18 protein-coding genes and 1 pseudogene are annotated in these 24,080 nt (G+C 35.7%); 13 read left to right on the top strand and 6 right to left on the bottom strand.

Translation table 11 applies throughout. The features are described 5' to 3' along the window. Positions 1 to 16: 16 nt before the first annotated feature. Entirely contained in the window at positions 17 to 742 is a 726-nt protein-coding gene (locus AC2A07_RS02510; protein ID WP_484049066.1) for a TrmH family RNA methyltransferase, read from the bottom strand. Here AC2A07_RS02510 and tamL point away from each other — a divergent pair. After that, the gene (gene tamL, locus AC2A07_RS02505; RefSeq protein WP_484049065.1) at positions 728 to 3,325 is read left to right on the top strand and encodes a translocation and assembly module lipoprotein TamL; all 2,598 of its coding nucleotides are present in this window, start codon (positions 728 to 730) and stop codon (positions 3,323 to 3,325) included. The genes AC2A07_RS02510 and tamL overlap by 15 nt on opposite strands. Here the strand turns inward: tamL and AC2A07_RS02500 are convergent. Together AC2A07_RS02500 and AC2A07_RS02495 are read right to left on the bottom strand one after the other, a co-directional pair. Further along, positions 3,322 to 3,939: a SanA/YdcF family protein gene (locus tag AC2A07_RS02500; protein WP_314490737.1), complete on the bottom strand. Its 618-nt coding sequence runs from the start codon at positions 3,937 to 3,939 to the stop codon at positions 3,322 to 3,324. The two genes, tamL and AC2A07_RS02500, sit on opposite strands and share 4 nt — an antisense overlap. Next, entirely contained in the window at positions 3,936 to 5,060 is a 1,125-nt protein-coding gene (locus tag AC2A07_RS02495) for a flavin reductase family protein (RefSeq protein ID WP_484049064.1), read from the bottom strand. The genes AC2A07_RS02500 and AC2A07_RS02495 overlap by 4 nt, the downstream gene beginning before the upstream one ends. 120 nt (positions 5,061 to 5,180) lie before the next feature. Between AC2A07_RS02495 and AC2A07_RS02490 the strand changes: the two genes are divergently transcribed. From AC2A07_RS02490 to AC2A07_RS02440, 11 genes and pseudogenes are all read left to right on the top strand, one after another. Further along, a complete protein-coding gene (locus AC2A07_RS02490) occupies positions 5,181 to 5,741 on the top strand; it encodes a TlpA family protein disulfide reductase (RefSeq protein ID WP_484049063.1) in 561 nt (186 codons plus the stop codon). A 23-nt stretch (positions 5,742 to 5,764) separates the two neighbouring features. Next, the gene (locus AC2A07_RS02485; RefSeq protein ID WP_484049062.1) at positions 5,765 to 6,736 is read left to right on the top strand and encodes an iron chelate uptake ABC transporter family permease subunit; all 972 of its coding nucleotides are present in this window, start codon (positions 5,765 to 5,767) and stop codon (positions 6,734 to 6,736) included. A 186-nt stretch (positions 6,737 to 6,922) separates the two neighbouring features. Continuing rightward, the gene (locus AC2A07_RS02480) at positions 6,923 to 7,846 is read left to right on the top strand and encodes an ABC transporter ATP-binding protein (RefSeq protein WP_484049061.1); all 924 of its coding nucleotides are present in this window, start codon (positions 6,923 to 6,925) and stop codon (positions 7,844 to 7,846) included. 166 nt (positions 7,847 to 8,012) lie between these two features. After that, positions 8,013 to 8,462: a MarR family winged helix-turn-helix transcriptional regulator gene (locus AC2A07_RS02475; protein WP_314491646.1), complete on the top strand. Its 450-nt coding sequence runs from the start codon at positions 8,013 to 8,015 to the stop codon at positions 8,460 to 8,462. 11 nt (positions 8,463 to 8,473) lie between these two features. Beyond that, positions 8,474 to 10,867, top strand: coding sequence for a 3-hydroxyacyl-CoA dehydrogenase/enoyl-CoA hydratase family protein (locus AC2A07_RS02470; RefSeq protein ID WP_484049060.1), 2,394 nt, complete (start codon positions 8,474 to 8,476; stop codon positions 10,865 to 10,867). A 109-nt stretch (positions 10,868 to 10,976) separates the two neighbouring features. Continuing rightward, positions 10,977 to 11,443 (top strand): annotated as a pseudogene (tnpA, locus tag AC2A07_RS02465) (IS200/IS605 family transposase). A 52-nt stretch (positions 11,444 to 11,495) separates the two neighbouring features. After that, on the top strand, positions 11,496 to 12,677 hold the full coding sequence (locus AC2A07_RS02460; RefSeq protein ID WP_484049059.1) for an acetyl-CoA C-acyltransferase: 1,182 nt from the start codon (positions 11,496 to 11,498) through the stop codon (positions 12,675 to 12,677). Between the two features lie 74 nt (positions 12,678 to 12,751). After that, positions 12,752 to 13,120, top strand: coding sequence for a four helix bundle protein (locus AC2A07_RS02455; RefSeq protein WP_484049058.1), 369 nt, complete (start codon positions 12,752 to 12,754; stop codon positions 13,118 to 13,120). Positions 13,121 to 13,201: 81 nt separating this feature from the next. After that, the gene (locus tag AC2A07_RS02450; RefSeq protein WP_484049057.1) at positions 13,202 to 14,983 is read left to right on the top strand and encodes an acyl-CoA dehydrogenase family protein; all 1,782 of its coding nucleotides are present in this window, start codon (positions 13,202 to 13,204) and stop codon (positions 14,981 to 14,983) included. A 334-nt stretch (positions 14,984 to 15,317) separates the two neighbouring features. After that, entirely contained in the window at positions 15,318 to 15,608 is a 291-nt protein-coding gene (locus tag AC2A07_RS02445) for a hypothetical protein (protein ID WP_484049056.1), read from the top strand. A 108-nt stretch (positions 15,609 to 15,716) separates the two neighbouring features. Then, positions 15,717 to 16,163, top strand: a complete 447-nt coding sequence (locus tag AC2A07_RS02440; RefSeq protein ID WP_314490706.1) for a phosphohydrolase — start codon at positions 15,717 to 15,719, stop codon at positions 16,161 to 16,163. On the opposite strand, the gene AC2A07_RS02435 is transcribed toward AC2A07_RS02440, so the two are convergent. Both AC2A07_RS02435 and AC2A07_RS02430 read right to left on the bottom strand, forming a co-directional pair. Then, complete coding sequence (locus AC2A07_RS02435) at positions 16,160 to 16,876, bottom strand: DUF2490 domain-containing protein (RefSeq protein ID WP_314490703.1); 717 nt, start codon at positions 16,874 to 16,876, stop codon at positions 16,160 to 16,162. The genes AC2A07_RS02440 and AC2A07_RS02435 overlap by 4 nt on opposite strands. A 50-nt stretch (positions 16,877 to 16,926) precedes the next feature. Further along, on the bottom strand, positions 16,927 to 18,738 hold the full coding sequence (locus AC2A07_RS02430; RefSeq protein ID WP_484049055.1) for a TonB-dependent receptor plug domain-containing protein: 1,812 nt from the start codon (positions 18,736 to 18,738) through the stop codon (positions 16,927 to 16,929). Positions 18,739 to 19,105: 367 nt separating this feature from the next. Here AC2A07_RS02430 and uvrA point away from each other — a divergent pair, with 367 nt between their 5' ends. Next, on the top strand, positions 19,106 to 21,892 hold the full coding sequence (uvrA, locus tag AC2A07_RS02425) for an excinuclease ABC subunit UvrA (RefSeq protein WP_314490696.1): 2,787 nt from the start codon (positions 19,106 to 19,108) through the stop codon (positions 21,890 to 21,892). A gap of 1,001 nt (positions 21,893 to 22,893) precedes the next feature. Here uvrA and AC2A07_RS02420 read toward each other — a convergent pair. Beyond that, on the bottom strand, positions 22,894 to 24,069 hold the full coding sequence (locus AC2A07_RS02420) for a GEVED domain-containing protein (RefSeq protein WP_484049054.1): 1,176 nt from the start codon (positions 24,067 to 24,069) through the stop codon (positions 22,894 to 22,896). Positions 24,070 to 24,080: the final 11 nt, after the last annotated feature.

Below are 24,080 nucleotides of genomic sequence, written 5' to 3'. Positions count from 1 at the left end.
TAAAACTCTATTTATATCACATTCTGAAAAGTTGTCCTAAAATAATTCCTGCAGCCATTGAAACATTTAAACTTTCCGTGGACTGAGACTTTCCGAATCTTGGGATTGATACTTTGTTTTGAAGTAATTTTTCGGTTTCATCCCGCATTCCTTTACCTTCATTTCCTAAAATCAAATTAATTTTTTCCGGTTTTTCAAAAGTATAGATGTCTTCTCCATCCATATCTGTCCCTATATTGATATTTTCGGTTTGAGTGAGATATTCAATTAAATTACAATAGACCACATTAACTCTCGTAAAAGATCCCATACTTGCCTGTATAACCTTTGGATTGTAATAATCCACTGTATCTTCACTGCATACAATCTGCTCTATTCCAAACCAATCCGCCAGACGTATTATTGTTCCCAAATTACCGGGATCCTGAATTCCATCCAGAACCAGCTGTATATTCTGATCTTTTAATTTTGAGGTTTCTTTCAGCATACAAACCGCAACTGAATCTTTCGGATGCTGAAGAAAACTGATCTTTTTCAGTTCATTTTCAGTTATTTGGTGTACAGAAAAATTACCGGGATCTAAATTACCGGGATTTGTAGAAAATATTTCTTTAATTTTAAAGTTAGAATTAGGAAGTTCGGAAATGATTTTATTCCCTTCAACCAAAAACAAATTGTATTTTTGCCTGAACTTCTTTTTATCTAAAGACTGTAAAATTTTTATTGTATGAGCTGTAAGCATTTTAAGAATTCTCCTCAAAAATATTATAAAATTCTATCATTTGCAACTGCTGTCGGTGTCCTTTACGCATGCAGTACAACAAAAAAAGTACCTGAAGGCGAATTTTTACTCACAAAGAACAATTTTCAGTTTGAAGATAAGAAAGAGTTTTTTGATGAAGAACTTAAAGACTATGTGCAGCAGAAGCCTAATAAAAAGCAATTTCTGTTTATGCCTTTAAGTTTATGGCTTCATAATGCTGCAAATCCCAAATATGATACATTGTTCAGTGAATATCTTACCTACCCGAGTGAAATGAGAAATCAGAAACTCAGGGATTCACTTTTCATTAAATACAATATGCCTCAGAGTGTAGGAAAAAGCTTGCTTTGGGACAGACTTTTACACAATTGGGGAACACCGCCGGTAATTTTAGATCAGACCAGAACAGATAAAAGTGCAGGATCTATCGAAAAAAGAATGACCTACCGTGGTTTTTGGGATTCTGAGGTTAAATTTAAACATGATCTGGATTCTACTTCGAAGAAAGCAGCGGTTACTTATTTTATAACCCACAACAGCCCTACCAATATTAAGGAATATTACTATAATATTCCGGATGCAGGCATTAAAAGCCTCTATCAGCAAAACATCAGCGAAACACTAATAAGGTCAGGTAAAATTCTTGATCAGACGGTTTTGGAAAAAGAGGTTGCCAGAATTAACGATCTAATGCGAAGAAGCGGATATTATAAATTTAATAATGCCAGTGACGAAGTATATTTTGTAGCCGACTCCTTAAAAGACAGAAAAAAAGTACCTCTAACACTCGAAATCCACAAAGATTCTGTGGATTCTCCTTACAAAGTGGCTACCATTGGCAACATAGATGTTGCTATTGTTGATGAACCAGGTGATTTCGGCAGAAGAACGGTAAAGGACAGCCTCCGGAGAATTAGATTTCATAAGATGAATGAAGATTACAAAACCAATTCAATCTGGAGAGCAATTATCATTGATAATAAATCAGTTTATAATCAGAATAAACTTGATCTCACCAAGAGGAATCTTCTCGCTATGAATAATTTCAGTATTCTGAAAGCCAAAGATTCATTAAGACAGGGTGGCGCTATAAAGCCTAACGACAGTATTATTGATGTTTTATATCTGCTCAAACCCCTTCCAAAATATGAATTTAAAGTCGGAACAGATATTAATTATTCTCAGTTACTTAATTTAGGTATTTCTCCATCTGTTGACCTGACCACAAGAAATGTTTTCCACGGAGCAGAAAACCTTTCAACAAGTCTTTCCGGGACATTTGGATCTATCCGAAATCCTAAAAATTTAGATAAAAGAATTTTAGCATACGAAATTTCTGCACAGGCATCATTAAGCTTTCCACGTCTGTTACTCCCTTTTGATTATTATAAATTAATCCCGAAAAGATATACACCGACTTCTTCGATTGTTCTCGGTACATCTATCCAGAATAATATAGGTTTGGGAAGAGTGAATTTTAATACCGGATTAAATTATTTCGCAAATGTTAATGATCAGTCTTCACACAGACTTACATTATTTAATACTCTTTTCAGTTTAACAAAAAATAAGGACAGTTACTACGATTTCTTTGTCAATGATGATGTGATCAGAGCCCGTGTTTTCAATGATTATTTCGGTTATAATCCAAATATTAAACAGGAATTTGATTCAGGACTTCTGACCAGGGATCAGGTTTCAGAAAAGATCATTGCTGATCTTGGTTATGCCGGAACACTTGATCCTGATAAAGCCAATGATCTTGTGGCATTCTTAGGCACCCTTATAAATAAAGACAGACAGACTCAGGATGTGATTATTTCTTCTTTTATCTATAATTTCATTTACAACGAAATCGGAAAAAAAGATTATCCAAATGCATTCTATTTTAACGGGAAAATGGAAGTTGCCGGAAATATCCCAAGTTTATTTAACCAGAAAAGAGTTGATGATGGGGGTGTTTTAAGAAATCCCGAAAGAACGATATTTGGAATTCCTTATGCCCAATTTGTAAAGTTTGACTTCGATGTCAGAAAGTATTTTAAATTTAACGGAAATCAGACTCTTGTTCTCCGTCAGTTTATCGGTTTAGGTATTCCGTATGGGAATTCCTCATCTATGCCTTTTGTAAGATCTTATTTTAACGGAGGTTCCAATGACATACGTGCATGGGTAGCGTTTGGAGGATTAGGTCCCGGAGGTTCTCAAATTGATGAAAGAGTGAGGACCTATCTGATGGGAAATGTAAAGCTGACTACAAATCTTGAATATAGAATACCTTTCAATACAATGTACGAAGGAGCAATTTTTACTGATATCGGGAATATCTGGAATACAGAAAACAATGGTTTTGATGATCAGTTTAAATTTAACAGGTTTATCAGAGAGATGGGTGTAGGCAGTGGGTTTGGTTTGAGAGTAAATGTAGCATACATCACTTTAAGATTGGATTTGGCTTATAAAATTTATGATCCTAATAAACCCGATGGTGAAAAATGGAGGTTTAATAATTTCCAACCCCTGAAGCCTACACTGAATATCGCTTTTGGATATCCTTTCTAATCCGGAGAAATTCCCAGGACAAAATATACTACAGCAATCACTCTGGCGAGAATCTCCCTGGATTGATTTCTGTAGAAACTTTCAGGTTTATTAACATCCTGGGCATCAAATCCTAAGGCATTCATATTGTTATTTCTTGCAAAAAACAGCGCCCTCAGATTGTGAAAACCCTGCGAAACAATAATAACATTCTTCTTTTTATACACATCCTTGCACCGTAGAATACTTTTATAGGTATTAAACCCTTTAGGATCTTCTATGATAATATCTTCCGGGACTCCCTCTTGGTAGATCAGATAGTTTTTCATTGCGGCAGGTTCATTATATCCTCTGCTTTTTTCACCGCTTACAATGATTTTTTTAATTTTTCCATGATGATACAGCAATGCTGCAGCATCCATTCTTTTTGTAAAATAAGGATTTGAAAGGCCTGATCGCATTCTTGGGGAAGTTCCCAGAACCAGAGCGATTTCACGGGGTGGAATTTTTGAAATTTTAGTATATGTGCGTCCATTGGTAATCCCGAAAACCCAGACATTACAGAGACAGATCAAGAGAAAAACCAATTCTATTGATAAAATAATGAATTTAAATATGTTTCGGATAATTCTCAACTGAAATCAAAGTTAAGCTTTATTTTCTTAGTTTTTGCAATTGACATACAGGCAAGAATTCTTCCCTGTTCTTCCTCTTTCCGAGTCAGATATTCATTTTCTAAAAGGTCAACTTCACCTTCTTCCAAAGTACATTCGCAGCTTCCGCAAATCCCGGATTTACAAGAATAAGGAACCTGAAAATTCTGAACTAAAAGCTGCTGCAGAATCTTTTCCCGGTTATCAGGAAGTTCGGTCTTGTAATCCCTGCCGAGCATTTTAAATTCTACCTCCACATTTTCGATCAGGGGAAATTCTTTTTCCACAGGATAAATGTCGTCATTAAATTCCTCGAACAATTCAAAATGTATATTTTTTTTAGGAATTCCATGATGATAACATGCATTGGCAAGCGTTTTTATCATCTCCCCTTTTCCACAGATCAAAACTTCATCTACAGCATCCCATATGGTTGATTCTTCATCAGTGTCATCCAAATGCAGAATCTGATTAATGATGAGATTTAATTTTTTAGCATCTAATCTACCGTAAAAAAACTGATCAGCCGTTTTTTCCTTCGAATAAAAATAGAATATCTGAAGTCTCTCACCGTACTGTTTTGCGAGGTGATCTAAAAGGTCACGATAGATAAGCTGTTCAGAATTCTGATTCCCAAAAAACAGGAACAGTCTTGTTCTCGGTTCTTTATAAAGGATATTTTTAAAATGACTGATAATCGGAGTGATGCCGATTCCAGCAGCAAAACCTACAATAGTTCGAAATTCGCTTGGTTTGGAAACGATAGTGAATCTTCCGCCAGGTTCGCTAACCATCAATTCATCCCCTACCTGATAATTCTTATAAAGTTGAGAAGTTGCTCCTTTCTGACCGTTTACTTTGATTCCCAAAGAAATTTTTTCTTCGTGCGGAGCTGATGTCATTGAATAATCATTGATCACATCTACTCCACCGGATCTGAATTTTATACTTACGAACTGACCGGCTTCAAATTTAAAATTTTCCTTTAAACTCTCAGGAATTTCCAATTCCAGAGAAAAAGTATTTTTGGTCAGGTCTTCCTTTTTAGCTATTTTTAGGCGGTGAAACTGCGTCAGTTTTCCTTTATAGATTTGTTGTTCCATACTTCAATTCAAAAATAAATAAAAAATAATTATTAAATTACTGTTGTGGCTATTTTCTTATTTCTAAAACCAATAGGAGATGTCAATCGTATATTTGATCAAACTACAGAATATATACTTATGAAAAAGATAATTTTGTCCGTCCTGTTAGCTGCAACTTTCGTCAGCTGTAAAAAAGAAGCTGACAAGACAGAAAATCAGACTGCTGTTAAAGATTCAATTTCTGAAACAAGTTCACAGCCAGTTCCCAAAGCGGCGTCTTTAAAAGCTCTGAATACGAAACAGGCTACCGATTTTCTTCAGACTAAAAATGACACGCTCTATGTGACCAATTTCTTTGCAACCTGGTGCGGGCCCTGTGTACGTGAAATTCCTCATTTCAAGGATAAGATTGCGGAGGTTAAAAATCAACCCGTAAAAATCACATTTATCAGCTTAGATTCCAAAGAAGTTTGGAATTCTGAGGTACCGGCTTTTGTTGATAAGCAGGGAATCAGAAACAATACGATTCTTCTGGATGGTAGTCAGCTGGATGAAATTTTTTTTAAAAATAATTTTAAAGAATGGAAAGGTGATGCTATTCCGTTTACTTACATGAGGAAGGGTGACAAAACTGATGAATATTTAGGGATGATGACTTCAGAATTACTGAATTCTAAAATAGCATCATTTACTAAATAATTCTTTTTTGAACTGATTTAACGATGTCTTATAAATTTAAAATCCTGTGTTTATCATTATTCATTGCCATTCTTTCACTGGCGGTTATTAATCTGAACACAGGATTTTTAAGTTTAAATATTCAGGATTTCTTTCAGAATTCCCAAAACGGACAGATTGCCGAGATCAGAATCAACCGTGTTCTGGTAATGCTTTTAGCAGGAATTGCTATTCCGACTTCAGGTTTTCTTATGCAGGAATATTTTCAGAACCCTCTTGCAGGACCTGATATTTTAGGGATTACCTCTGTTGCGAGTCTTTCTGTTGCATTTTACATTTTTTTTTCACACAGTATTATACTCCCGGAATTTTTGCAGAATAGTTTTCTCAGTATGTCAGCGATTGTCGGAAGTATGCTGCTTATGCTTGTTTTGATGTCAATCTCCAACAAATTCCAGGATAAATCTTATCTGATTATCTTCGGATTCCTTGTATCAGCTTTTGCCGGAGCCATTGTATCACTTCTTCAGTTTTATGCTGAAAACCAAAGTCTGAAGAACTATATTTTATGGTCGTTCGGAGCGAATAACATGGTGTCGGGAAATCAGATTATCGTCTTGTCAATTCTAGTTTTTACAGGATTAGTGATTTGTTTCAAAACGATTAAGCCTTTAATAGGCAATGCTCTCGGAAGTTCCTATGCACAGAGTTTAGGCGTTAATTTAAATCATCTTAAATTATTGATTATTTTTACGTCTTCCTTACTTTCAGCTTCTATTACTGCTTTTTTAGGCCCTATTTTATTTGTAGGTATCATCGTTCCTCATTTCTGCAGACTGATTTACAATCCCTCCAGGCTTTGGCAACAGTGGATATTGAATATGCTTCTGGGAATGCTGATGATGCTGATGTTTTCAGTTGCTGCTGAAAAAACTCAGATTCCACTAAATGTGATCAGTTCTGTTTTTGGAATTCCTGTTATTTTAGTAATGCTGCTGAAACAGAATAAAGTATAATTTTAAGCTCTGAAAAGCCAATTGATCATTTTCACAAGTACGATAATTAAAAGATAATATTTCTTTGGCCGCAAATGAGAAGACTCCTGATGTTTTAGTAATTGTCATATCTGATAAAATAACTGTGTGTAAAATTTAAAATATTATTTTTGTAAAACTTATATTTCTTTTCCTTATCCAAAATATATGTACCTGCAGATAAAAAAAGCCGACATCGGTTATGACAAAACTTTAATTTCAGATACCGATGCGTCTTTGAATTTAGGTGAGGTATGTCTTTTAATTGGGAATAACGGTGTAGGGAAAACTACTTTGATTAAATCAATTCTCAATCAGAATCCTCTGTTGACAGGAGAAATTTTACTTAATGGTCAAAACATAAAAGATCTTTCTGTAAAAGAAATTGCGGAAAATATTGCCATTGTTTTTTCTAAAGCCGTCATTCCGCAAAACTTTACGGTGAAAGATTTAATTTTTTTAGGAAAGTATATTTATTATCCTTTTTATTTTGACTTAAAGAATAAAGATAAAAATGAAGTTTCAGACATTATTAAAGAATTAGGTTTAAAACAATACACAGATACACTTCTTAAAAATCTGTCGGACGGAAATCTTCAGAAAGCATTTATAGGAAGAGCCTTAACCCAAAACTCTCCTGTCATCATTCTTGATGAGCCTACAACTCATTTAGATGAGAAAAACAAAATCATCATTCTTCAGACACTCAGAAATCTTGCCAGACAGCAAAATAAGCTTATCCTGTTCTCTTCCCATGACTGGCGGCTGGCAAAAGAATTTGCTGATAAAATCTGGTATGTAAAAGATCATGAACTTTTTGCAGGGCTTACCGAGGATGTTTTACTCCAGCATAATGAGCTCACCGGCTCCGTATTATTTCATTTTAACAAAAATTTCATTGCTCCTTCAATAAACGCTCCTGAGATTCAGAAAGAAATGCTGTACTCTTTGCTTCAGAAAAACTTTCAAAAAGACCTCTCTTCATTCTGTTTTAATTACAACAATTCCATTTGGGAGATTTTATATAATAATGAAACACATCAATGCGAATCATTTGATGAAATCGTTAATTTGGTAAACAAATTTCACTAATACCTTGTTTTAATTATTCAATTCATATACTATGCATGCATAGTATTATGCTTGTCATACATTTTAATTATCTGTAAATCATATTGTTAACAAATTTTAACGTTAATAAATACTATGCATGCATAATATTTGCTACATTTGATAAAACCGATAATCAAAAAATATGATGGATAATAATAAAGAAAAAACAGAAAATGTTGACCTCATTCTTAAACAGACTTGGTTGGCTGTCTCCAAAATGTATACTGAACTTGCACAGGAACACGATTCTACAGCAGTTCAGGCTTTAACTTTATTAAAAATCGACCCGAAAGAAGGTACACGAAGCACGAATCTCGGCCCGAAAATGGCCATTGAACCTACTTCTCTCACAAGAATTATCAAACTTTTAGAAGACAACGGATATATCTACAAAGAAAAAACGACAGCCGATAAAAGGGAAGTCATTATTAAGCTTACAGATAAAGGTCTGAGCTCTAGAAATATGTCCAAAGAAGTCGTGGTAAACTTCAATAAAAAAGTGATGGAAAAAATTGCTCCTGAAAAACTGGAAACCTTCAAAGAAGTGATGACTGAAATTATGAAGATTGCATCGGATATTAATAATAGAAAATAAATAATAAATCAATGAAAAGACGAATCAAACACGTAACAGTTCTAGGTTCAGGAATTATGGGAAGCGGTATAGCTGCACATTTTGCCAATATCGGTGTGCAGGTTTCACTGCTCGATATTGTTCCTTTTGAATTGAATGAAGCTGAGCAGAAAAAAGGTCTGACCAAAGATGACAAAGCCGTTCGTAACAGAATTGCTTCTGAAAACTTTGAAAAACTCAAGAAATCGAGTCCTGCACTACTCTATTCTCCCAAATTTGCCGAGCGCATTAAAGTAGGAAATTTTGATGATGATTTACCGAAAATAAAAGATACAGACTGGATCATTGAAGTCGTTGTTGAAAAACTCGACATTAAAAAATCTGTGTACGAAAAAATTGAAAAATTTAGAAAACCGGGAACGTTAGTATCATCCAATACTTCCGGAATTCCCATCAATATGCTCGTAGAAGGCAGAAGTGAAGATTTTAAAAAACATTTTGCCGGAACCCATTTTTTTAATCCTGTAAGGTATCTTCCTCTACTAGAGGTTATTCCAACCCACGATACAGACCCGGAAATTGCAGATTTCTACATGAATTATGGAGCGAAATTCCTGGGAAAAACAACTGTTTTAGCTAAAGACACTCCTGCGTTTATCGCCAACAGAATCGGAGTATTCTCGATGATGGACCTTCTTCACAATGTACAGAAGTTAGGCTTAAATGTTTCTGATGTAGATAAATTGACCGGTCCGGTTATAGGCCGTCCGAAATCTGCAACTTTCAGAACGGCTGATGTGGTTGGGCTAGATACTCTCGTGATGGTAGCCAACGGCGTTCGTCAGAGTGGTGCTGAAGCTAATGATTTTAATGATGTTTTTGCCCTTCCTGAATACATTCAGAAAATGGTGGATAACAAATGGCTGGGTTCAAAAACTGAACAGGGATTCTATAAAAAAGTAAAAGGAGCTGACGGAAAATCTGAAATCCACGGATTAAACCTGGATACTTTAGAATATGAACTTCAGGGTAAATCTTCTTTCCCAACTTTAGAATTAACGAAAAGCATTGATAAACCGATTGACAGGTTCAAGGTTTTGATTGGTGGAAAAGACAAAGCAGGAGAATTATACAGAAAATCTTTGGGAGCTCTATTTGCCTATGTTTCTCACAAAGTTCCTGAAATTTCTGACGAAGTATACAAGATTGATGATGCAATGCGTGCCGGTTTTGGATGGGAAAACGGACCTTTTGAGATGTGGGATGCCGTAGGCATTGAAAAAGGAATCGAGTTGGCAAAAGATGCAGGTTATGAAGTTTCAGACTGGGTGAAGAATGTAGAATCTTTCTATAAAGTAAATGAAGACGGGCAAAGCATCTTCTTTGATAAAAATTCAGGAAACTACAGCAGCATTCCAGGTCAGGAATCATTCATTATTTTAGATAATATCAGAAAAAACAAAACACTCTGGAGCAATTCAGGTTCTTCGATTGAGGATTTAGGTGACGGAATCATCAATTTTGAGATCCGCTCAAAAATGAATTCTTTGGGTGGTGAAGTTTTAGATTGTCTCAACAGGGCTATTGATCTGGCTGAAAAAGAATACGACGGATTGGTTATTGGAAACCAAGGTACAAATTTCTCTGTGGGAGCTAATTTGGCCATGATTCTGATGATGGCCATTGAGCAGGATTGGGATGATTTGAATATGGCGATTGCCTATTTCCAGAAATCGATGATGAGAGTTCGTTATTCTTCAATTCCGGTGGTGGTTGCTCCTCATGGTATGACTCTCGGTGGTGGTTGTGAAATGACTATGCATGCAGACAGAGTTGTTGCAGCTGCCGAGACCTATATTGGTTTGGTAGAAACCGGAGTGGGTGTCATTCCAGGTGGTGGCGGAACTAAAGAATTTGCTTTAAGAACTTCCAGAGAGTTTCACAGTGATGATGTGAAAAACAACCGTCTCCGTGAAGCTTTCATGAATATCGCAATGGGTAAAGTCGCTACTTCAGCATATGAAGCCTATGATATGGGAATTCTTGAAAAAGGTAAAGATGTAGTGGTCGTTGATAAAAACCGTCAGCTCATGACTGCAAAAATGATGGCCAAAAGTTTAGCTGAACACGGTTACACCCAGCCTATCGAACAAACTGTTAAAGTTCTGGGAAAAGATGCTCTAGGAATGTTTTACGTAGGAACCGATCAAATGCTGACAGGAAATTTCATTTCGCAACACGATAAATTAATTGCCGATAAGTTGGCAAATGTTTTAGTGGGCGGTAATCTTTCCGAGCCAACGGTGGTTACTGAGCAATATTTGTTGAATCTCGAAAGAGAAACTTTCCTGCAGCTTTGTGGAGAGAGAAAAACATTGGAACGGATTCAGTTTATGTTGCAGAAAGGAAAACCTTTGAGAAATTAATCGAATCTCCGTAGAAGCGACCTGTTAATGGATTTCAGAGAGGCACACCTGTCAATAGATTGTTTAACAGATTTTAATTTCAGCTCCGTAGGAGCGACCTGTTAATTTTATGGCAAACTCTTATACCCAGATTTATATTCAGATTGTTTTCGCTGTCAAGGGAAGACAGAACCTTGTTTCAAAAGAAAACAGAGAAGAATTACATCAGTTTATTACAGGAATTATTTCGATTAGAGGTCAAAAATTATTTGCTGTTTTTGCAATGCCTGACCACATTCATATTCTTGTAAGTATGGTCCGAGTATTTCGATTTCAGATTTAGTACGGGATATAAAAGCAGGTTCATCAAAATTTATTAATGACCGAAAATGGATAACAGGAAAATTTAATTGGCAGGAAGGATATGGAGCTTTTTCCGATTCTAAAAGCAGTGTCGACCGTGTTGTAAAATACATTTTAAATCAGGAAGAGCATCATAAAACGAAAACATTTAAAAACGAATATTTAGAGCTTTTGCAAAAATTTGAAATTGAATATGATTCTAAATATTTGTACGAACGGATTGAAGAGAATTGACCGATTTCCTCGATGAGGGTAAAACTTTAAACTAATTTTAATTTATAAAAAAATGTCAAAACAAGCATATATCATTAAAGGATTCAGAACCGCCGTTGGAAAGGCTCCAAAAGGTAGTTTGAGATTTACAAGACCTGACGTCATGGCAGCAACTGTCATCGAAAAACTGATGGCAGCTGTTCCGCAACTGGATAAGGACAGAATAGATGATTTGATCGTCGGAAATGCGATGCCTGAAGCTGAGCAGGGTTTAAATGTTGCACGTTTAATTTCTTTAATGGGACTGAACACAGATAAAGTTCCGGGAGTTACCGTAAACAGATATTGTGCATCAGGTTCTGAAGCGATTGCCATTGCTTCAGCAAAAATACAGGCAGGAATGGCTGACTGCATTATCGCCGGTGGTACAGAGTCGATGTCTTATATCCCGATGGGCGGGTACAAACCTGTTCCGGAAACAGAGATTGCAAAAACGAATCCTGATTATTACTGGGGAATGGGATACACCGCAGAAGAAGTGGCGAAACAGTTCAATATTTCAAGGGAAGAACAGGATCAATTTGCATTTGAATCTCATCAGAAAGCACTAAAGGCCAATGCGGAGGGAAGTTTTGCCAATCAGATTGTTTCTGTTCCTGTAGAATATAATTTTTTGGATGAAAACCAGAAAATGCAGACCAAGAAATTTGATTTTTCTGTTGATGAAGGACCAAGAGCAGATACTTCACTGGCAGGTCTGGCAAAGTTAAAACCTGTTTTTGCAAACGGGGGAAGCGTAACTGCAGGAAACTCTTCTCAGATGAGTGACGGTGCAGCTTTTGTGATTGTTATGTCTGAAGAAATGGTTAAGGAATTGGGACTGGAACCTGAAGCAAGACTTGTTGCTTATGCTGCTGCCGGTTTAGAGCCGAGAATCATGGGGATGGGACCGGTTTACGCTATTCCGAAAGCGTTAAAACAGGCAGGTCTGGAACTGAAAGATATAGAACTGATAGAACTTAATGAAGCTTTTGCTTCTCAGTCTGTTGCTATTAAGAAAGAATTAAACTTAAACCCGGATATTCTGAATGTCAATGGAGGAGCGATTGCCCTGGGTCACCCGCTAGGATGTACCGGAACAAAGTTAACCGTTCAGCTGCTTGACGAAATGAGAAAGCGTGGAAATAAATACGGAATGGTTTCTATGTGTGTGGGAACGGGACAGGGAGCTGCTTCTATTTTTGAGTTGTTGTAGGTGAGAGGTAGATGAGAGATAATAGACTGATAGATAATAGACTTAGATACTAATAGATAAAGGGATAGAAGAGAATGAGTAATTTTAAAAGACATAATTTTAAAAAACTTAAAATTTGGCAGATGGGTTTAGAATTGTCAAAATCAATTTTAGATCTTACAGATACTTTTCCATCATATGAAAAATTCAGTTTAAAAAGCCAAATGGATAGATGCTCAATCTCAATTCCTTCCAATATAGCTGAAGGTTCAAGCAGAACAGATAAATCTTTCAGTCATTTTTTAGACATATGTTTAGGTTCATCATTTGAATTGCAAACACAGCTATTGCTAGCTTCTCACAGAAAATATTTATCTGATCAAGAAACAGATATTTTTGAAATTAAAATTGAGGCATTTCAGAAAGCGACAATGGTATTTCAGAACACATTAAATAAAGACTGATAAAAAGTATTTAAATCTATTATCTGTCCGTCTATCATCTTAATGTCTTTAATAAAATAAAATTTAAAATAAAATAAAAAAATGAGTGATACACTTAATAAAACACTAAAAGGCGGTGAATTTCTAATCAAAGAAATTGCGGCTAATGAAATCTTCACTTTGGAAGAGCTTTCAGAAGAACAAAAAATGCTTCGTGATTCTGCGAAAGAATTTATTGACAGAGAAGTTATTCCTCAAAAAGAACGATTTGAGAAAAAGGATTATGCACTGACTGAAGAAAAAATGCGTCAGTTAGGTGAGATGGGACTTTTGGGAGTTGCCGTACCTGAAGAATACGGTGGTCTGGGAATGGGCTTTGTGAATACAATGCTGGCCTGTGATTACTGTTCAGGAGCCAATGGCTCTTTAGCAACCGCGTATGGAGCTCATACTGGAATAGGAACTTTACCTATTCTCTTGTATGGAACTGAAGAACAAAAACAAAAATACCTTCCGGATCTGGCAACAGGTACAAAATTCGGAGCGTACTGTTTGACGGAACCTGATGCCGGTTCTGATGCCAACTCAGGAAAAACCAGGGCAAAATTATCTGAAGATGGAAAACACTATATCATCAACGGACAGAAGATGTGGATTTCCAATGCTGGATTTGCAGAGATTTTCATTGTTTTTGCCAAAATTGAGGATGATAAAAACATTACCGGTTTCATCGTAGAAAAAGAAGGAACTGAAGGACTTTCTTTCGGCGAGGAAGAACATAAATTAGGAATCCGTTCGTCTTCCACAAGACAGGTTTTCTTTAATGACATGAAAGTTCCGGTAGAGAATCTTTTGGGTGAAAGAAACAACGGTTTTAAAATCGCTTTGAATGCACTGAATGTTGGAAGAATAAAACTGGCTGCAGCTAACCTCGACGGACAGAGACGAATTTTAAACCACTCATTACAATATTCTAACGAAAGAAAGCAATTCGGTGTTTCGATCTCAACTTTCGGAGCCATTAGAAAAAAGCTTGCAGAAATGGCTACAGGTATTTTCGTTTCGGAAGCAGGCTCATACAGGGCTGCTAAAGATGTAGAAGATAAAATTGCTGAATTGGTCGCAGGTGGAATGAACCATCAACAGGCAGAATTGAAAGGTGTTGAAGAATTTGCCGTTGAAGCTTCAATCCTGAAAGTTTTCGTTTCAGATTTAACGCAGCATACTGCTGATGAGGGAATTCAGGTATACGGAGGAATGGGATTCTCTGAGGATATGCCGATGGAAGCAGCATGGAGAGATTCAAGAATTGGAAGGATCTACGAAGGAACCAATGAGATCAACCGTCTTTTGTCAGTAGGAATGCTAATTAAAAAAGCAATGAAAGGTGAATTGGATCTGCTTTCTCCTGCCATGGCAATTTCTAAAGAGCTGATGGGAATTCCAAGTTTTGAAGTACCTAATTATTCTGAATTGATGAGCGAAGAAAAAGCAATTCTGGCGAATCTGAAGAAAGTATTTTTGATGGTTTCAGGAGCTGCTCTTCAAAAATACATGATGGATATTGAGAAGCAACAGCATTTACTATTAAATGCTTCTGAAATTCTGAACCAGATTTATATGGCAGAATCCGCAGTTTTAAGAGCTGAGAAAAATTTCTCTGCTGATTCTGCAGAGGTTGCTATGGCTCAGTTGAATCTTTACAAAGCGATTGAAAAAATAATTTCTGCTGCCAAAGAAGGAATTATATCATTTGCAGAAGGAGACGAACAGCGGATGATGCTTTCAGGATTAAGAAGGTTTACTAAATATACCAACAATCCGAATGTAGTAGCTTTAACTGAAAAAGTGGCAGCACATTATCTGGCTAAAGGGCATTACTAAAACCGTCTTAAAGACATCAAACGCTCTAGACTTCTAACGTGTTTTATAACTTACATAAAATCCTGATATTAGTATCGGGATTTTTCTATTATTTCAGAATCCTTTCCGGCTTATTAAAATTTTCTTTTTGGATTTCTAACGTATTTTTAGAAAGTAGTGTAATATCCTCAGTACAATATTCTTTTATTGTCTGATTTGAATAATTTTCATTTTAAATATGATCTGTTTTAGATTTTGATTACAATATTTAAAAATTAATATTTTTTTCCGTTTATCTGTCATAATTATTTTGTTGAATTGAAATATTTTTATAAATTTAAGTCAAACAATTTTTATGAAAATTATTTTCGGTTCACTTTTACTGTTATCAGGTTTATTTTCTGCTCAAACGTCAATTGAGCCATTAAAAAGAAGCAGTTTAAATTTTTACCAATTTAATTCACCAATTGCTACCGGGAGTGAGCAGTTTTATACAGACAGCACTGCTGCAAAAGTTTATAAAATGCCTGTTGCTAAACCGGAAAAACCTGAAATTTATTCAAGTTTAAAAACAACGGTAAAAAGCAATATTCAATTTAAAATCCTTAATTCATTAGATTCATTTAAAACTAAAAAAACGCAGTAAAATATTTTTTTAAAATCAATGAGCGGCCTATAAAATATTCTTAAATTATTTCAAAAAATTTAGAATTTATACAGGCTGTTTTATATTTTTGTAGTCTATTTTTACAAGATGACAAAAGAGGAACTTTTACACAAAGCCATAAGAATTGCTGATAAGGCCCATAAAGGTCAGAAAGATAAATACCATGCTCCTTATATAGCCCATGTAATGCGTGTGATGGAATATGGAAAGACAATGGATGAAAAAATTGTAGGGGTTCTACATGACGTTGTCGAAGATAATCCTGAAGACTTCAGTCTCGCTTATCTTAGAAATGAAGGCTTTCCTGAATATATCCTGTATGCAATCAGCTGTCTTACTAAGTATGATACAGACGAAATTTACGATGATTTTGTTAAAAGGACGGAAAGATCTCCTTTAGCGGTAGCCGTAAAGCTAAATGACCTCCGTGACAATATGGATTTGAGAAGAGTTAACCGTGAATTAACCTCAAAAGATATCCATCGGTTTAATAAATACCTCAAAGCCTACCGTTACCTTTCTGAGAAATATTAATCTGCTCCCGGAAAGTGATAGGTCTTTTGTTCATGATCGGTTCCGTCGATGTTGATGTTCAGTGCTAAATAAACGAAATGAACATTTTTGTTTCCTTTAGCATCAAATTCTCTCTGCCAAAGATATCCGCTTACAATTCCAAAAGTTTCGTCTGCCTGATAACCGAAACCACCGTAAAGACGGTTTCTTGCAAATGTTGGTTTAATGGGTGATACAAAAAAAACTTCATCATAAACATTGGCAAAAAGAGTTCCCGGCTCAATTTTTTTTGCATTAAGAGGGACTGAAATGTTCAGACGGTACCGATAGCGCATTCTCTCAGAATTTCTGTCGGTTTTAGGTTCATAAAACCATGATTTTTCTGCTCTGAACCGGTTTTCAAACTTTACAACTCCTTTTTTGAAATCAATAATGTCCTGCAGCCAGACCCTGAATTCTTCTTTGTCAATTGCATGATCTTTATAAGTAGCATATCGTCCTAACCCGACAAATGGTTTATGGCTCTTGGTCAGATTATATCCAAGGCCTCCTTTTATTTCATAATAGTCAGGATAGTCGTAATTTTCTATTCCTCTGCTTTGCCCCTCAGCATATAAGAAAAATTTAGGATGAAATTTATAGGTTACCGTCAAAGCATTAAATGCGGAAATATGCTCCTGAGCATTAAAAAAATTCATCATCAAAACAACACCGAGACTTCTAATCAATTTCATTCAAAAATTTTTGCAAAATTAAAAGATTTAACAATTGCGTAATGTTAAGTTTACTTAATATTAATATTGTAAGTAAAACCTATGTGAAACCATCGTTGAGGCATAGGTACACCAAATGTTTCTGTGTACACAGCGTCGGTAATATTATTGATCAAAACATATACAGAAAAATCATTTTTAATGTAACTTAATTTTTCATCCAAAAGGTGATAGCTTCCTAAATTCACCCGATCATTGTATCTGTACACGAGTTCGTTTGTAAAATAGTTTAGAAATTTAGTCTGTAATTTTGCGATAACCTGATGTTTTAAATTATCCAGTACATATCTTGAAACCAGCTGATTTGACTGTCTAAACTCAGTATCCAGGTAGGTATATCCCAAAGAATATTTTAACCATGGCAATATTTGGTGATTGATTTCAAATTCAGCTCCTTTAGTATCGACTTCTCCCACATTCTGTGCATACCAGATAGGGTCCTGCAGTGAGTTTTTCACCCAGTCAATGGCATTATTTGAATTTCTCATAAAACCGCTTGCTTTGGCAAGGATTCCGTTTTTCTGAAACTGATATCCGATTTCTGCAGAGAATGCATTTTCAGGAACCAGATTTTCATTACCCTGTTCGGTCTTGCTCGAATAATAAAGATCGGTAAATGTTGGAACCCTGTGAACTTTAGATACATTTCCATAGATTTTGTGATTTGAATTAAAATCAAATCCTACATCCAGTCCCGGATAAAAAAAGTTTCCTTCATTAGAGTAATTAGCCCAGGAAACTCCCGGGGTAATATTCAGTTTTTTATCCAGTAAAGAAAAGTGATGTTCAAAGAATACCTGAGAAACAAAACGTTCTCTGTGACCTAAATTATTACTGGCCAAAAACTCTTTTCTTAACTCAACTCCAAGGCCTGTAGTTCCCAGACTTGAAGAATAACTTGAATTTACTTCTCCGCCCACATTATTTCCGATGTGCATGTTTCTGTAGATCTCAGGCTTTTCTCTGTTAAAAAGGTACATGTCCTGCCCTCTCCGCCAGTATACATTAGAATTCAGTTTGAACTTACCGAAACTTTGCTGATGAGCCAGACTCACAATGGAAGCCTGTAGTTCTTCATACTGTTCAGTGGCATTAGGTGATGAATAAAAACCGTTAGCTCCGAATTTTTTTTCTGAAATACCAGCCTGCAATCTTATGCTTCCGTTTTTTATTCTTAACTGATTCTGATAAAAAACATTCCTCATCTCAAAATCAGTGTTATGTCTGTATCCCTGTGAAGCATTTGAATTGGCCTGTAATAAATTTGAAAATTTTTCATTTCCGAAATTAGCATTCATACCCAGTCCATACGAGCCGTAATCTCCTGCTTCTCCTCTGATTTTCACCCTTTTTCCGGGGGTTGTTTTGGTAATAATATTAATAGCACCGGCAAAAGCATTCTGCCCAAAACGTCTGGCCGCGGGACCTTTGATGATTTCAATACGCTCAACATCTTCCAGATCTACAGGAACATTGAGTGAATTGTGGCCGGTTTGGGAATCATTCATTCTGACTCCATTTAAAAGCAAAAGGACCTGTTCAAAAGAACTTCCCCGGAATCCGATATCACTCTGCACTCCATTGGCTCCTCTCCTTCTGATATCCATTCCCGGAATCTGCTGAAGAACTTCATCAATACTTGTAGCCGGTGAATGCAGAATATCTGCTTTAGTGATCACTGAAATATTTTGATTGGCATTTTTATAAGGGGTCGAAATAAATTTACCCTGAATTTCTACAGAATCAATTTCAGAAATTTTTTCCTGTGCGCTCAAAGCGAATGCTGCGGAAAGAAAAAAAACAGAGAGGAGATGTTTATTCATTTTAGTTTTCAGTATATTTTGAAGTTTCCAAAATTAGGAGACTTTATCAAAAACAAAAAATGATATGTATCATAAAAAAAGCAGTAATCTCCATTTTAAAGAGAATCTCAAATTCGCTTCACTTTTCCTGATCAGATATCTTATTTGTTAAAACTGAATTATTAGGATATTTTCAGATAAAGCGATGCAGAAAAATAACAAAAGCAGGATAATATTTAAAAACAACTTCCTGATAAACTATCATTTCTCGATATTTTCGCTCAAAATATAATTTTAAATTCCGACATTCAATACCCCTGTTTTTAGCATTGATTTATTGTATTTTAATCCATCAGAATTTCGTATTTTTGTTGGTCTTAATTTTACTATGGCTCCAATTACAGAAATAGATATAAAAAAACAGGTTTACGTTAAAAATGCACATCTTAACAACCTGAAACACATCGATGTTTTACTTCCGAAAAACAAATTGATTGTGATTACCGGAGTTTCCGGAAGCGGAAAATCTTCGCTGGCATTTGACACAATTTATGCTGAAGGCCAACGTCGTTATGTCGAAAGTTTAAGCTCCTATGCCCGTCAGTTTTTAGGTAAATTAGAAAAGCCAAAAGTTGATGATATCAAGGGTTTAGCGCCATCTATAGCGATTCAGCAAAAAGTGATTTCTTCGAATCCGCGCTCTACGGTAGGAACTTCTACTGAAATTTACGATTACATGAAACTTCTTTTTGCTAGAATAGGACGGACTTTTTCTCCGGTTTCCGGCGAGGAAGTGAAAAAAGATTCGGTTTCTGATGTTATTGATTATATTAAATCAGCAAAAAGTGAAACTGCATTTCTCTTAACTGCACCTTTAGAATACGATACTGAAAATTTTACTGAAAATCTAAATGTTCTGAAACTGGCAGGTTTTACAAGACTTGAAATCAATGGAAATGTAGCAGGGATTGAAGATCTTGAAAGTTTCGGATTCACTCCTGAAAAAGGAATGATCATCAATCTGGTGATTGACCGTTTTTCATATGAAGATGATGAAAGCTTTCTTCAGCGTCTTGCAGATTCAATCCAGATGGCCTATTACGAAGGTAGAGGATATTGTTCGTTGAAGAATATTGAAACAGGAGAGAAGAAAGATTTCTCTAATAAATTTGAGCTTGACGGTCTTGAATTTCTGGAACCCAATGTCCATTTTTTCAGTTTTAATAATCCATACGGTGCCTGTCCTACCTGCGAAGGTTACGGCAAAGTGATCGGAATTGATGAGGATCTGGTTATTCCCAATAAGGCATTATCCGTATTTGAAGATGCCGTTGCATCATGGAAAGGCGAAACGATGAGTGAATGGAAAAAAGATTTCATTAAAAAAGCCAAAGACTTCCCTATTCACAAGCCTTATCATCAGCTGACCAAAGATCAGAAAAATTACCTGTGGAAAGGTGACGGAAGCAAAACATTTCCTTCACTGAACAATTTCTTCAAGATGCTTGAGGAAAATTTATATAAAATCCAGTACCGTGTCATGCTATCCCGTTACCGTGGGAAAACACTCTGCCCTACCTGTGAAGGACTGCGTCTGCGTGAAGAAACAACATGGGTAAAAATTGACGGTCATAACATTCAGTCAATGATTGAGCTTCCTCTGGATGAATTGTCACCGATGGTTAACAGTTTACATTTGTCTGAACATGATAAAGAGGTGGCTAAAAGATTATTATATGAAATCACTACCCGACTTGACTTTCTGCTAAAAGTAGGTTTGGGATACCTGTCAATTAACAGAACATCCAATACGCTTTCAGGAGGAGAAAGTCAGAGAATCAATCTGGCAACCAGTCTGGGAAGTTCACTGGTTGGTTCTATTTATATTCTGGATGAGCCTTCTATCGGACTTCATTCCCGGGATACTGAAAACCTGATCGGAGTTTTAAAAAACCTCCGTGATTTAGGTAATACCGTTATCGTTGTTGAACATGATGAAGACGTCATGAGAGCTGCAGATTACATCATCGACATCGGTCCCGAGGCCGGATATCTGGGTGGAGAATTGGTCTTCGCAGGTGATTATAAAGAATTAAAGGATGCTGACACCCTGACTTCAAAATACCTTACCGGAAGACTGGAAATAAAAGTACCTGAAAAAAGAAGAAAAGCAAAAGAATTTATTCATATTAAGGGAGCGAGAACAAACAATCTTAAGAATATAGATGTTGATGTTCCTTTAGAAAGCCTCGTTGTAATTTCAGGGGTTTCCGGAAGCGGCAAATCTACCCTGATGAAAGAAATTCTGACCAATGATATTCAGATCCAACTGGGAATGGGAGGTAAGAAAGGGGATTATGATTCTGTGGAATTTCCTAAAAAGCTGGTTAAACACATTGAACTGATTGATCAGAATCCTATCGGAAAATCATCACGCTCCAACCCTGTAACTTATCTGAAAGCCTATGATGATATCAGAGATCTGTTTTCTAAACAGAAAGTTTCGAAAATGATGGGTTACAAACCCAAACATTTTTCTTTCAATGTCGACGGTGGAAGATGTGATGAATGTAAAGGGGAAGGTGTGATCAATGTTTCCATGCAGTTTATGGCAGATATTGAACTTGAATGTGAGGTATGTAAAGGAACCCGTTTTAAGAATGAAATTCTTGAAGTACGTTTTGATGAAAAGAATATTTCAGATATTCTCCACATGACCGTTGATGAGGCGTTATCATTTTTCAGGGAAAATAAGGAAGATAAAATCGTTACAAAACTGACCCCGCTACAGGAAGTTGGTTTAGGGTATCTGCAGCTTGGACAAAGTTCTTCTACTCTTTCCGGAGGTGAGGCACAACGTGTAAAACTGGCATCATTCCTTGTAAAAGGGGTAACGACTGATAAAACCCTATTCATTTTTGATGAGCCTTCTACAGGACTGCATTTCCATGATATTCAGAAGTTACTGAAGTCTCTTCAGGCACTGATCGACCTCGGACATTCAGTGATTGTCATTGAACATCAGCCGGATATTATGAAATCAGCAGATCACATTATCGACATCGGCCCGGAAGCAGGAAAATATGGTGGAGAAGTTGTTTTTGCAGGAACTCCGGAAGCTTTGGCTAAAAATAAAAAATCACACACAGCAAAATATATTGCTGAGAAACTGTAGGCTCCTTAAAGCCATTTGCTTTTTGATCCTAATTTTAGTTTATCTGAAGCATAAAGTTTGCAGTTGATCAGTATGCATATTTCTATAAAAATTTTCTATTCAGTAATTATAGCATTTATCTTTTCATGCTGTAAAAATGATAATAAGACAATTGTTGAAAAAAAGATTTTCATCGTTTCACAATTTAACAACAATATTGAAAAAAAATATAAAGAAGCAAAACTTAAAGACCCGGAATTATCTTTAATACAAGAAATGAAAGAATATGACTATCCGAAGGGAGCTGTCAATTTTATTATTTTAAAAAATCGTACTGTCTACTTTTATAATGAAGAATTAATTGGAAATTGGTGCGGCTGGAATTCAAATCATGTACAACCGCAGAAAAGAAAATTACGAAATGACAGTCTACACCGAATCAATTTTAATCAGATTTATACTCTGCTTCAATCAAAATGTTTAGAGAAAAACATGAAGAATGATTCGCACCGACTTTTTCATTTGTCTTTTTCATTTGAGGATGATACCGTTAAAAATTTCGACATTTACAAGTTACTACAGGATATTGACAGTTTAGGATATCACTCCTATACTGTGAGAAAATTGGCACCTTTTGAAAGGCAAGCAATTAATCATAAAAAATAAACATACTTTATCCACAAAAAAATGTGGATAACCTGTTAATTTTAACATTAAATTTATATTGTGTATTAAAAATATTCTTACATTTACTATGTAATAAAACTGAAATGAAATCGATTTTTGCTCTCTTCGTTTTCGGAATTGCAATTAAATTTGAAATAAAAATTTAAGCACAGCATCGTCGGCTGTGCTTTTTGTTGTTGTCTAATTAAAAAAAAATGAGATCTATCTACTGAATCCGCTTCTAAAGGGCGGATTCTTTTTGCAGGTATAATTAAAATTATTAAAAAAACCGGCAGATACTAATCTGCCGGTTTGGAAAAAAACAAATTGATAGGATATGAATAGAGAATTTTATTTTATTTCTTAATTATCTTCTTGATTATTATTTTTTGGTTCTGCATGTAAATTTTCGTCATGTACACTCCGGGCTGAAAATGGGAAACATCGATCGTTGAAGAATTTCCTTCCATCACTTTTTGACCTGCTAAATTATATATTTCAAATTTTTCAATACGATCTTCAGCTTTAATCTTCACCAGGCCCGTTGTTGGATTGGGGTATATTTTCGCAGTTTCTTTTTTAATTTCATTTACTGAAAGACTGGAAGGCTGAATATTAATCGTATAATCTTCCACCTGACCAATGAACCAGCCGGAAGGGCAAGGTGAATTTTCAAGAGTTCCCATCCATGAAGAAGATTCATACGCTTTGACCAGTCTGAAACGCGTTTCTCCCGTTAAAGCATCGTTAGGGATGCTTATAAGTCCGGAAACTTTACCGGATTGTTTGCCGGGAACAGGATCAGAATTATCAAGATAACCCAAATTAAACTTTTCATTGTCATCAAACACATTATTCTGATTAAGATCAATATAAACATACATTGAAACCGTCGCCTGACCATGAGTACCTCCTGTTATACTGATTGGATATGAATTTCCTCTGTTAACATCAAAAATGATATCTGTAAAATTTTCTATGACAGGAGAAGATCCGTCTAAATTACTGTTTCTTGAACTCCCCGCAAATTCTACATTACTGATCTCACTCACAGTTAGTGAAGTAATTGCACTAACACTACAATATGGGGCAGGAAAATCTGTGTTTTTATTTACCATCGTTACCGAATAATCTTCTGACTGATCTAATCTTAAATTCTGGCGTGCAGGTGATATTAAAGATGGAGAGTTTTCTACATTTGTGTCTTTAAGCGCTCTTATTTCTGTAATTCCTGAATCTGCATCAGCAGGAATTGTAATGGTACGTAACATGACATCATCCTGTATTTTACCGGATGGTCTTTTTGCTGAAATAGCAGTACTGTTGCCAGTATGTAATTCAGTAGAAATATTTTCAAAATTCTTATATACCATCAAACCGGACTCAAATGTTGAGGTATTTTTTATATTTGAACTAATAAAATTCGGTATATTATTACTGTCGGGCTTGTATTGAAATGCAGGTAAATATTGCGTTTGTCCAGAGATGGCAAAGGGCAGTGAGATAGAAAACAGTAGATAGATTCTTTTCATTTCGTTATTTT

Source organism: Chryseobacterium sp. HNCC26DJ238 (assembly GCF_057180465.1).
Note: the sequence above shows the minus strand (reverse complement) of the source record. Positions and strands in the feature narration are given on the sequence as shown.